General features: G+C 73.6%; 10 protein-coding genes. 4 read left to right on the forward strand and 6 right to left on the reverse strand.

The window, feature by feature from the left end; all coding sequences use genetic code 11:
* Nucleotides 1–12: 12 nt before the first annotated feature.
* Nucleotides 13–399 carry a luciferase domain-containing protein gene (locus AB0L06_RS37950; protein ID WP_500236051.1) on the reverse strand — a complete coding sequence of 129 codons (387 nt, stop codon included), beginning with the start codon at nt 397–399 and terminating at the stop codon, nt 13–15.
* 168 nt (nt 400–567) lie between these two features.
* Nucleotides 568–2,013: a threonine/serine exporter family protein gene (locus AB0L06_RS37955; protein WP_500236052.1), complete on the reverse strand. Its 1,446-nt coding sequence runs from the start codon at nt 2,011–2,013 to the stop codon at nt 568–570.
* Between the two features lie 240 nt (nt 2,014–2,253).
* Between AB0L06_RS37955 and AB0L06_RS37960 the strand changes: the two genes are divergently transcribed.
* The gene (locus AB0L06_RS37960; RefSeq protein WP_500236053.1) at nt 2,254–3,771 is read left to right on the forward strand and encodes a CocE/NonD family hydrolase; all 1,518 of its coding nucleotides are present in this window, start codon (nt 2,254–2,256) and stop codon (nt 3,769–3,771) included.
* Here AB0L06_RS37960 and AB0L06_RS37965 read toward each other — a convergent pair.
* Both AB0L06_RS37965 and AB0L06_RS37970 read right to left on the reverse strand, forming a co-directional pair.
* Nucleotides 3,765–4,457 carry a TetR/AcrR family transcriptional regulator gene (locus tag AB0L06_RS37965; protein ID WP_500236054.1) on the reverse strand — a complete coding sequence of 231 codons (693 nt, stop codon included), beginning with the start codon at nt 4,455–4,457 and terminating at the stop codon, nt 3,765–3,767. The two genes, AB0L06_RS37960 and AB0L06_RS37965, sit on opposite strands and share 7 nt — an antisense overlap.
* Nucleotides 4,454–5,677 (reverse strand): acyl-CoA dehydrogenase family protein, encoded by a 1,224-nt coding sequence (locus AB0L06_RS37970; protein ID WP_500236055.1) that lies wholly within the window; start codon nt 5,675–5,677, stop codon nt 4,454–4,456. Before AB0L06_RS37970 ends, AB0L06_RS37965 begins: the two co-directional genes overlap by 4 nt.
* A gap of 46 nt (nt 5,678–5,723) precedes the next feature.
* On the opposite strand from AB0L06_RS37970, the gene AB0L06_RS37975 reads away from it, so the two are divergent.
* Entirely contained in the window at nt 5,724–6,497 is a 774-nt protein-coding gene (locus AB0L06_RS37975; protein ID WP_500236056.1) for an SDR family oxidoreductase, read from the forward strand.
* Nucleotides 6,498–6,519: 22 nt separating this feature from the next.
* Nucleotides 6,520–7,476 (forward strand): quinone oxidoreductase family protein, encoded by a 957-nt coding sequence (locus tag AB0L06_RS37980; RefSeq protein ID WP_500236057.1) that lies wholly within the window; start codon nt 6,520–6,522, stop codon nt 7,474–7,476.
* A 49-nt stretch (nt 7,477–7,525) separates the two neighbouring features.
* Here AB0L06_RS37980 and AB0L06_RS37985 read toward each other — a convergent pair whose 3' ends face one another.
* Nucleotides 7,526–8,191: a response regulator gene (locus tag AB0L06_RS37985; RefSeq protein WP_500236058.1), complete on the reverse strand. Its 666-nt coding sequence runs from the start codon at nt 8,189–8,191 to the stop codon at nt 7,526–7,528.
* Between the two features lie 75 nt (nt 8,192–8,266).
* The gene (locus tag AB0L06_RS37990; protein ID WP_500236059.1) at nt 8,267–9,628 is read right to left on the reverse strand and encodes a sensor histidine kinase; all 1,362 of its coding nucleotides are present in this window, start codon (nt 9,626–9,628) and stop codon (nt 8,267–8,269) included.
* Nucleotides 9,629–9,792: 164 nt separating this feature from the next.
* Between AB0L06_RS37990 and AB0L06_RS37995 the strand changes: the two genes are divergently transcribed.
* On the forward strand, nt 9,793–11,265 hold the full coding sequence (locus tag AB0L06_RS37995; protein WP_500236060.1) for a sugar porter family MFS transporter: 1,473 nt from the start codon (nt 9,793–9,795) through the stop codon (nt 11,263–11,265).
* The last annotated feature ends 218 nt before the right edge of the window (nt 11,266–11,483 follow it).

Here is an 11,483-nt window from a genome sequence, read left to right on the forward strand (position 1 = left end):
GCCGGGTCCGGCTCAGCCGCTCCGGGACTCCGCGCCGCACGGAGCGGGGTCCCGGACCGTCCCGGTCGCCTTGATGGCCACGCTGGTCAGCGACAACGCCAGCGCGAAGTCGGAGTCGGTGTCGAGGCGGACGGCGACCCACTCGCCGCCCGGCCGCACCCGCACCCGGCCGGACCCGGCGAGCGCCTCGCCCAGCCGGTCCAGCACCGGACGGGTCAGCCGGAACTCGACCTCGTCCCCGCCGTGCAGGTGCAGCACCTGCCGTCCGCCCGCCGCCAGCGCCGTGCCGAGCCCGCAGTCGGCCCGCACCACCGCCACGTCGGGCCAGGACCTCACCTGGGCCAGCAGACGGCCGCCGGTGTCCGCCGTCGCCGTCGCGCCACTTCCGTTGGCTGCCACGCACGCATCGTCCCGCCGCCGCGACGCCGAGGGGAACCGCCCGAGTCGAAATCGTTACGCCCAGACGGCTACAAAGTGCCCCGGCCACGTGCGAGAACGCGGTCTATGGGGCGCCTGTGGCGTCAGCGGGCACGTGCCCCTTGCATCAGCGCACCCGTGCCTCTGGCGTCAGCGGACGCGCCGGGGCGGACGCAGCACGCGGCGCGCCGGACGGGCCACCCGGAGCAGCTCCCCGCCGATGTAGACGCCCGCGCCGATCGCGAGCGCCGTCGCGAGCGCCTCGGCGAGCACGATCGCCGCGGGCCCGGTCCGTCCGGTGGTCAGCTCGAGCATCCCCCGGTACATCAGCGTCCCGGGCATCAGCGGCGCGATGCACGGGGTCACGCAGATCAGGGCCGGGACGCGCGTGAGCCGCGCGTACACGGTGCCGAGCAGCCCGACGACCGTGGCGGCGATCGCGGTGGCGGGCGCGGCGGGCAGGTGGATCCCGCGCATCTCGACCAGGACGGCCCAGGCGAGCATCCCGCCGACCGCGACCGGTGGCAGGAACCGCCACGACACCAGGTGGTAGACGGCGAACGACACCGCGATCGCGCCCGCGCCGAGCGTCTGGGGCGCGGCGATGAGGGTCGGCGCGGACGGCAGGTGCTCCAGCGAGATCGGCACTCCGCTGCGGGCCCCGAGGTAGGTGACGGCGCCGATGCCGCTCAGGATCGCGACGATCACGAACAGCACCTCCACCAGCCGCGTGGTGCCGGTGACCAGGTCCCCGGCGATGCCGTCCTGCATGGAGACCACCAGCGCCCGTCCCGGGATCAGCGCGATGACCACGCCGATGATGACCGTCCCGGACCGCACCGGCGCCTCCGACGCGACGAGCAGCACCGTGACCAGCGTCCCGATCGCGGCGGCCAGCGCCATCTGGAAGAAGTCGGCGATGCCGCGGCGGCCGAGCCACGCGCCCGTCCGGTCGCCGAGCAGCGTCGCCACGAACGCCGCGAGCGTCGCGTACGGACCCCCGCCGACCAGCACCGCGCCCGCCGCGCCCAGCACCGACAGCGCCACCGTCTGCGCCCACGGCGGATAGGCGGTCGGCTGCCCGATGATGTCGCTGAGCCGGAACTTGGCCTGCTGGAAGCCGAGCAGCCCGGTCGCGGCCTCGCGGACCATCCGGTGGATGGCGATGAGCCGGTTGTAGTTCGGCGTCCGCCGCCGGACGCGCCGCTCCGCCGTCACCGGAGGACGGTCCCCGCGCGGCAGATAGGACATCCCGACGGCGGCGAGCGTCACGTTGTTCTCGGTGTGCGGCAGCCCGTACGCGCGCGCGATGCGGGCCATGGCCAGGTCCACCGACTCGGCGGTGTCGCCGCCCGCGAGCATCAGCTCGCCGACCCGCAGCGCCAGGTCGAGCGTCGCGTACGCGTCCGCCCCGACGCCCGGCTCACGCGTGCCGCGCAGCGCCGCCTCCATCGCGGCCAGCGGGTTCTCCCCGGTCCGCGTCGTGGCGGACCCGCCGGTCTCGGACGGGTCGGTCCAGGGCGGCTCGCCGTCGCCGGCCGAGGCCGCGCCGGCTTCGGCGGGGCCGTCGGCCTCGCCGTACTCCTCGTCGTCCACTGACCCTCCGGACCCCGCTGCGACCTGCGGCGACGCTAAGCCGCCGGGCCGCGCCGGCGGCGCCGGGACGCGGGGGAGCGACCGACTCTTTGCCCGCGCATGATCGGCGACCGGGCCGCGGAGCCGCCGCGCGGCCTCCCCGGCGGCGGGATCCGGTATTGCCGGGCGCGTCGGCGGTGGTGTAGCTACTGAGATCTCGAATCAGTGACCGATTACCCCATGGACCACCGGAGTTCCTCCATGCCACGTCCCTCCCTGCCGCGTGGACCCCGCCGGTCCGCCGCCGTCGCGGCGACCGCGCTGACCGCGGCCCTGCCCCTCGTGACGGCCGTGCCCGCGCACGCCGACGACGCGCCCGCGCCGCGCACGGTGAAGCTCGCCTCCTTCGACGGCGTCCACATCACGACCAACTTCTTCCCGGCCACGGGCCTGGCCGCCGGGGCCAAGGCCCCGACCGTCCTGCTCGGCCACGGCTGGGGCGGACGCGCCGAGACCGACCCCGCCAAGGGCCAGCTCGCCCTGCTCACCGGCGCCGGGTACAACGTCGTGACCTGGGACGCGCGCGGCTTCGGCTCCGAGGGCGAGGCCAACGTGGACACCCCGGCCGTCGAGGGCCGCGACGTCGTGAAGATCATCGACTGGACGGCGGACCAGCCCGAGGTCCAGCTCGACCGGCCCGGCGACCCGCGGCTCGGCATGGCGGGCGGCAGCTACGGCGGCGGCATCCAGCTCGTCGTCGCCGGGATGGACCGCCGGGTGGACGCGATCACCCCGACCATCGCGTTCCAGAGCGTCGAGCGCAGCCTCTACCGGGACGAGATCTTCCGCGCGGGCTGGGGCTCCCTGCTGTGCCTCGGCGGCGTCGCCAACGGGAACCGGGTCGCCGGGAAGGTCCTGGAGGGCTGCGCGTCCGGGATGCTGAACGGGACGCTGTCGCCGTCCGTCCAGAAGTGGTTCATGCAGGCGGGCGCGGGCGGCCTGGTCGACCGCATCAGGATCCCCACGCTGTCCATGCAGGGCACCGTCGACACGCTGTTCACGCTGCGCGAGGGCCTGTCGTTCTACCGGCCGATCAAGGCGCACGGCGCGCCGGTGAAGCTGATCTGGTTCTGCGGTGGCCACGGCACCTGCTCGACCAAGCCGGGGACGGCCGACCACCTGGCCAAGGCCACGCTCGCCTGGTTCGCCCGGTACCTCAAGCGGGACACCTCGGTGAACACCGGCGCCGGCTTCGAGTACATCGACCAGGACGGCGTCTACCGGACCGCCTCGTCCTACCCCGCCCCGGCGAAGGCGCCGCTGCGCGCGTCCGGCAAGGGCCACCTGAACATCAGCCCGCTGGACACCTCGGGCACCCAGACGGTCGCGCAGCCCGCCAAGAACGCCCTGACCGTCCAGATCCCGTCGCCGAAGGCCGACGGCCAGGCGGTCGGCGTCCCGCACCTGAAGCTCACCTACCAGGGCCGCGCGCTGCACCCGAGGACGGCCGTCTACGCCCAGATCGTGGACGTCGACACCGGCCTGGTCGTCGGCAACCAGGCCACCCCGGTCCCGATCACGCTGGACGGCCGCCGCCACACCGTCGACCGCGACCTGGAGGCCGTGTCCTGGAAGATCGGCCCCGGCCACCGGCTGGCGCTCCAGATCACCCCGGGCACCGCCCTGTTCACCTCGCAGAAGGCGCTGGGGTGGCTGGACGCGTCGAAGGTGAACCTGACCGTCCCGACCGTCCGGCAGGGTCCGGTCGCCGACTACTGATCGTCCGGCGGTTCGTCCGACACCTCGTCGGACGAACGCAGGCGCTCACCGGTGCGGAGGCGGTCCAGGCCGAGCCAGATGAACTCGACCGCCATCGCCTCCGCCCGGTCGCGCGGGGTGTCGGGGTGCTCCAGCCACCACGACACCATCGACAGCATCGACCCGTACATCAGCGGGACGAGCAGCCGCGCGCGGTGCTCGTTCACCGCGAGCGCGGCGGGGGACAGGGCGGGGTCGACACGCCGGCGGATCAGCAGCAGGTCGGCGAACGACGCGCCCAGCCGGTCGCGCAGCTCGCGCAGGCCCGGCCCGACCTCCGGCTTGTCCAGGTGACGGATGACCAGCGTCCAGGCGTCCGGCTCGTCGGTGGCGTAGTCGAACAGCACCCGCACCATCGCGCGGATCCGGTCGACCGAGTCGTCCTCGGCGCGCACCGCGGCCCCGAGCCGTCCGGTCAGCTCCGCGACGACCGACCCGACGACCTCGGCGAACAGCTCCTCCTTGGACGCGAAGTGCTGGTACAGCAGCGCCTTGGAGACGTCCGCCGCGGCCGCCACGTGCTCCATCTGGGTCAGGTGGTACCCGCGCCGCCCGAACTCGCGCAGCGCCAGCCCGAGCAGCTGCTCCCGCCGCTGCGCCTGCGGCATCCGCCGCCGCGTCCCCGTTCCCCCCGTGGTGTTGTTCATTGTGCGGTGAACTTACCCAACTCCGCGCGCGCGACGGACCGGACGTGCACCTCGTCGGGACCGTCCGCGAGCCGGAGGGTGCGCAGCCCGGCCCACATCGCGGCGAGCGGGGTGTCGTCGGAGACGCCCGCGCCGCCGTGCACCTGGATGGCGCGGTCCACGACCTCCAGGGCGACCCGCGGCGCGATGACCTTGATCGCGGCGACCTCGGAGCGCGCTGCCTTCACGCCGTGCCTGTCGATCAGCCACGCGGTCTTGAGGGTCAGCAGCCGGGCCTGCTCGATCGCCATCCGGGACTCGGCGATCTGCTGCCGGACGACGCCCTGCGCGGCGAGCGGCTTGCCGAACGCGACCCGGTCGATCGCGCGGCGGCACATCAGCTCCAGCGCCCGCTCGGCGAGGCCGAGCGCCCGCATGCAGTGGTGGATGCGGCCGGGCCCGAGCCGCGCCTGCGCGATGGCGAAGCCGCCGCCCTCCTCGCCGATCAGGTTCTCCACCGGGACGCGCACGTCGGTGAACCGGATCTCGCAGTGGCCCTCCTGGTCGTGGTACCCGAAGACGGGCAGCGACCGGACGATCTCGACACCGGGCGTGTCCGTCGGCACCAGGATCATGGACTGCTGGAGGTACGGGTGGCCCTCCGGGTCGGTCTTGCCCATCACGATCATGATCTTGCAGCGCGGGTCGGCCGAGCCGGTGATCCACCACTTGCGGCCGTTGATCACGTAGTGGTCGCCGTCGCGCTCGATCCGGGTGGAGATGTTGGTGGCGTCGGAGCTGGCCACGTCCGGCTCGGTCATCGCGAACGCGGACCTGATCTCGCCGTTCAGCAGCGGCTTCAGCCACCGCTCCTTCTGCTCGGGGGTGCCGAACAGGTGCAGCACCTCCATGTTGCCGGTGTCGGGCGCGGCGCAGTTGAGCGCCTCGGGCCCGAGCTGCGGGGACCGTCCGGTCACCTCGGCGAGGCTGGCGTAGTCGGTGTTGGTGAGGCCGTGCGCCGGGTCGGCGCTGTCGGGCAGGAACAGGTTCCACAGGCCGCGCCTGCGCGCCTCGGCCTTCAGCTCCTCGACGACGGGCGGCAGGTCGTGCGCGCGCCCGGCGGCGATCAGCTCCCGGCGCTGCTCGGCGTACACCGGCTCGGCGGGGTAGACGTGGGAGTCCATGAAGTCCTGCAGGCGGCCGAGGTACTCCTCGGCGCGGGGGCTCAAACCGAAGTCCATGGAGCTATAGTAACTGACGGGTCAGTTACTTACGAGGACGGGTGCCATGACGGCGTTTCGGGAACCGAAGGATCGTGGCGCGGGCGGGCGCGCCGGGAAGGTCGCGCTCATCACCGGCGGCGCGAACGGCATCGGCGCGGCGGTCGCCCGGCGGCTGACCGGCGAGGGCGTCCACGTCGTCCTGGCCGACGTGGACGAGGACGGCGGCCGGACGCTCGCAGGCGAGCTGGACGGCGCGTTCGTCCGCTGCGACGTGCGCGAGCCCGCTGAGAACGCACGGGCCGTCCAGACCGCCGTCGACACCTTCGGCGGCCTGGACCTGGCGTTCCTGAACGCGGGCGTGGCCAGCGGCTTCGGCCTCGGCGACGACTTCGACCCCGAGCGCTACCGCCGCGCGATGTCCATCAACGTGGACGGGGTCGTCCACGGCGTCCACGCGGCGCTGCCCGCCCTGCGCGCCCGGGGCGGCGGCGACATCGTCGCGACCGCCAGCATGGCCGCGCTCACGGCGACGCCGTTCGACCCGGTCTACGGCGCGAACAAGGCGGCGGTGGTCGGGCTCGTCCGGGCGCTGGGGCCCGCGCACCTGCCCGAGGGCATCCGGGTGAACGCGCTGTGCCCGTCGTTCGCCGAGACCGACATCATCCTCCCGTTCAAGGACGATCTGGTGCGCACGGGCTTCCCCATCCTGCCCCTCGCGGACGTCGTCGAGGCGTTCATGGCAATCTTGGACGGGGACGGCGCCGGTGAAGCCTGGTACGTGGTGCCCGGCCGCCCGTCCGAGCCGTTCCGGTTCCGTGGCGTCCCCGGGCCCCGCTGAGCCCGCCGAGAAGGAGAAGCAGATGCGCGCCATCCAGATCACCGAGTTCGGCGGTCCCGAGGTCCTCACACCGGTCGAGCTGCCCGACCCGGTGCCCGGCGACGGGCAGACGCTCATCGAGGTCGACCGGGCCGGCATCAACTACGCCGACACCCACCAGACCGAGAACAGCTACCTGTCCAAGCAGGCGCTGCCGCTGGTGCCCGGCGGCGAGGCCGTCGGCCGCACCCCGGACGGCCGCCGCGTCGTCGCCCTGCTCGGCAACGGCGGCTACGCCGAGAAGGCCGTCGCGCCGTCCGCGACCACCTGGGACGTCCCGGACGGCATCGACGACGTCACCGCGCTCGGCATGGTCGTCCAGGGCGTCAGCGCCTGGCTGCTGCTGCGCCGCAGCACCCACCTCGCACCGGGCGAGTCGGTCGTCGTGCACGCGGCGGCGGGTGGGGTCGGCACCCTCGCCGTCCAGCTGGCCAAGGCGTGGGGCGCGGGACGCGTCATCGCGACCGCCTCGTCCCCGGAGAAGCGCGCCCTCGCGCTCGACCTCGGCGCCGACATCGCCGTGGACCCCAAGGAGCCCGACCTCAAGGCCGCGCTGATGGAGGCCAACCACGGCCGCCGGGTGGACGTGGTGCTGGAGATGACCGGCGGGCGCGTCACCGACCAGAGCCTCACCGCGCTCGCCCCGTTCGGCCGCCTCGCCTTCTACGGCATGGCGTCCCGCGAGCTGCCCAAGCCCGTCCAGCCCGCCACCCTGATGTCGCACTCCACGACCGTCGCGGGCATGTGGCTGGCACACGTGTTCCAGCTGCCCGGCAACGTCATGGCCGCCGCGCTGGACGAGCTGTTCGGGCTCGTCGCGGCCGGACGGCTCAAGGTCGTCGCGGGCGGCGAGTACGGCCTGTCCGAGGTCCGGCGGGCACACGAGGACCTGCGCTCCCGCCGGACGACCGGCAAACTCGTCCTCGATCCGTCCCGCTAGTCCCGAGGCGGCCGGGCGGCCGGGCAGGCGGGCAGGCGGGCGGCAGGGCTCAGTCCCCGACGAGGCCGTTCTCGTAGGCGAACACCACGGCCTGGGTGCGGTCGCGCAGGCCCAGCTTGGTCAGGACGTGCCCGACGTGCGTCTTGACGGTCTGCTCGGCCAGCACCAGCTCGGCGGCGATCTCGGCGTTGGACATGCCGCGCGCGATGAGCCGCAGCACGTCCCGCTCGCGCGGGGTGAGCGCGGCCGTCGCCGCCGGTCTCGGCCGCTCGTGCCGGCGGCGGCGCGCGAAGTCGGAGATCAGCCGCCGCGTGATGGACGGCGCGAGCAGCGCGTCCCCGGACGCCACGACCCGCACGCCCTGCACCAGGTCGGCGGCCGGGGCGTCCTTCAGCAGGAACCCGCTGGCGCCCGCGCCGAGCGCCTCGTAGACGTACTCGTCCAGGTCGAAGGTGGTCAGCACCAGCACCTTCGGCGCCTTGGAGTCCTCGTCCGGGTCGCCGGCCAGCTCGGCGGTGGCGGCCAGGCCGTCCATCTCGGGCATCCGGATGTCCATGACGACCACGTCGGGGGCGAGCTCCCGGGCCAGGTCGACGGCCTCCCGGCCGTTCCCGGCCTGCCCCACCACCTCGATCTCCGGATCCGACGACAGCAGCGCCGCCAGCCCGTCGCGGATCATCACCTGGTCGTCGGCGATCAGCACCCGAATCGTCACGAGATCACCCTATGGCGTCCCGCCACCGTGATCACCAGGGTTCGGGCAGCCCGGTCCAGGCGGGCGCGGGCGGGCTCAGTCCGGGGCGCCGTAGGGGAGTTCGGCCGTGACCGCCCAGCCTGGACGGCCGTCCGGGCGGGGGCCGGTCGTCAGGGACCCGCCCAGCATCGTGACGCGCTCCCGCATGCCGACCAGGCCGTGCCCGCCGCCGGACGACTCGGGTTCGGCGCCCGGTCCGGGCCCCTCGTCGCGGACGGCCACGCCGAGCACCTCGTCCCCGTAGCCGATCTCCACCCGCGCCGTCCCGCGCGGCGCGTACCGGGACGCGTTGCTCAGCGACTCCTGGACGATCCGGAACGCCGACAGGTCCACGCCCGTCGCGAGCGGACGCGGCATCCCGGTCACCGAGCTGGTCACCGTCAGCCCGGACCGCCGCGCCGCCTCCAGCAGCTCGTCCAGCCGGGCGAGGCCGGGCTGCGGGGCGCGCTCGGCCGCCTCGTCCTCGGCGCGCAGCAGCCCGACGACCCGCCGGGTCTCGGCCAGCGCGTCGCGGGCCGCGTCGCGCACCACCACGAAGGTGGCGCGGGCCTGGTCCGGCAGGTCCGGGATCTTGAACGGGGCCGCCTCGGCCTGCATCGCGATCACCGACATGTGGTGCGCGACCACGTCGTGCAGCTCCCGGGCGATCCGGGCGCGCTCCTCCAGCACCGCCTGCCGGGCCAGGTCGCGGCGGTGCAGTTCCTCCTGCTCGCGCAGGGCCCGCTCGGCGATCCGGCGCCCGCCCACGGCGTCCCCGAAGACCAGCGCCAGCAGCACCAGCGCGGACAGGATCATCCCGAACCAGAGCGGCATCGTCACCAGCGAGGCCGGGCCGATCACCCCGACCACGCTGACCAGGGCGACGCCGGCCGTGGCCGTCCGGTTCCCGGACGCCCCGACGCAGAACAGCACGATCATGAACGCCAGCCACGCGGTCGGCGTCCACGGCCAGAAGCTGGCGTCCCCCCGGATCACCAGTGCGCCGATCAGCAGCCCGGACGCCATGATCCGCCACGAGAGCAGCGGCCGGAACAGCGCCGCCACCAGCGGGGCCGCCTGGAGCAGGGCGATCGGCACGGTCTCGTCCGCCGACCGTCCCATCGTCGTCATCGGGATGGCGATGGACCCGGCGCTGAACCCGATCGCGAAGAGCGTCGTGAGCACGAACAGCGGCACGCGCGCCCATGTCGTGCGGGGCAGCGAGGGACGCAGCGCGTCCGGCCCGGTCGCGACGCCGGGCATCACCGCGCGGCGCAGCGCCGCCCGCACGAAGTCGGCGCCCGGCGACGAGCCCGGCGACGAGCCCGACGCGGCGGGGAACGAGGAGGAGGACGAGGCGCCGGACGATGCGGCGGAGGGCCCGGAGGCGGGGCCGGGGGAGGAAGGCTGGTCGCTCATTTGCCCAGGAGACTAATCCGCCCGAGCCCACACCCGCCTGCCCCCGGAGAGTGAGATCACCGCCGCCACCTCGGGTATCGGACGCCGTCCTCCCCGGGTCGGACCCGGCCGAACCTTGGCCCACCGGCGCGAATGACTGATCGTTTCCGGGGAAGGTCCCGGACATGACCACGGACGGTAGCGACGACGTGACGTCGACCAGCACCGCCGCGCGGGGGCACTCGGCCGCCGTCGCCGTCATGCTCGCCGGGGCCGCCGCGCTGGGCGGCTTCCTGTTCGGCTACGACTCCTCGGTGATCAACGGGACGGTGTCCGCGCTCAAGGAGCAGTTCCACCTGAACTCGTTCTGGATCGGGTTCGTGGTCTCCTCGGCCCTGCTCGGCTGCGCCGTCGGCGCCTGGTTCGCCGGCCCGCTCGCCGACCGGATCGGCCGGGTCAAGGTCATGGTCGGCGCCGCGGTCCTGTTCGTGGTGAGCGCGGTGGGCTCGGCGCTGGCCTTCAACGCCGAGGACCTGACGTTCTGGCGGGTCATGGGCGGCCTGGCCATCGGCACCGCCTCGGTGATCGCGCCCGCCTACATCGCCGAGATCGCCCCCGCGAACCTGCGCGGACGGCTCGGATCGCTCCAGCAGATGGCGATCGTCCTCGGCATCTTCTCCGCGCTGGTGGTGAACTACGTCATCGCCCGGGTCTCGGAGGGCGGCGCGACCGGCCGTGTCCCCTGGGGCGGCTCGGCCTGGCGCTGGATGTTCGCCGCCGCGACGCTGCCCGCCGTGCTGTACGGGGTGGTCTCGCTGGTCATCCCCGAGTCCCCCCGCTACCTGGTGAAGAAGCACGACCTCGCGCGGGCCCAGCAGGTGCTGCGGAAGGTCACCGGACGCGGCGACGTGGACGTCAAGGTCGGCGAGATCGTCCGGTCGATCGCCTCGGACCGGCCGGTCCATCTGCGCGACCTGCGCGACGGCCGGTTCGGGCTGATGCCGATCGTCTGGGTCGGGATCCTGCTGTCGGTGTTCCAGCAGTTCGTCGGCATCAACGTGATCTTCTACTACGGCACCACGCTGTGGCAGGCCGCCGGGTTCGGCGAGAACGACGCGATGCTCACCTCGGTGATCAACTCGATGGTGAACGTCGGGTCCACGCTGGTCGCGATCGCGCTGGTGGACAAGCTCGGCCGCCGCCCGCTGCTGCTGTTCGGCGCCGCGCTGATGGCGGTCACCCTGGGCGTGATGGCGGTCTGCTTCGCCACCGCGCCGGTCGTCAACGGCAACCCCAGGCTGGGCGACATCGCCGGGCCCGTCGCGCTGGTCGCCGCCAACCTGTACGTGTTCGGCTTCGCCTCCACCTGGGGGCCGGTCGTCTGGGTGATGCTCGGGGAGATGTTCACCAACTTCATCCGGGCCTCGGCGCTCGCGGTCGCCGCGGCCGCCCAGTGGCTCGCCAACTGGCTGATCACCGTCACGTTCCCGTGGCTGTCGGGGCTGTCGCTCGGCCTGGCCTACGGCCTCTACACGCTGTTCGCCGCGCTCGCGTTCGTCTTCGTCTGGCGCAGCGTCCCGGAGACCAAGGGCAGGGAGCTGGAGGACATGGACAAACTCCAGACCCCGTCGCGCCGCCCCGGCCCGTCCGCAGCGTGATCAAGGCCACCGCCGCGCACCCGCTCGCGTAGTACACTCGGGCACGTGAGAGCCGTGCTCGCCGCCGTGAAGGCGCTGACGACCACGCCGGGTCCGTCCCGGCGTCACGGCCGCACGTCCTGATCTTCGAAGTGCGGTGAGGCCCCGGGAGCTCGCTCCCGGGCTTCGACCTGGTGATCCTCGGTTCGGAGTCCACCGACGCCCGCACCGGCATGCTC

Origin of the sequence: Spirillospora sp. NPDC052269 (genome assembly GCF_040679435.1) — a bacterium.
Classification (GTDB): Bacteria; Actinomycetota; Actinomycetes; order Streptosporangiales; family Streptosporangiaceae; genus Spirillospora.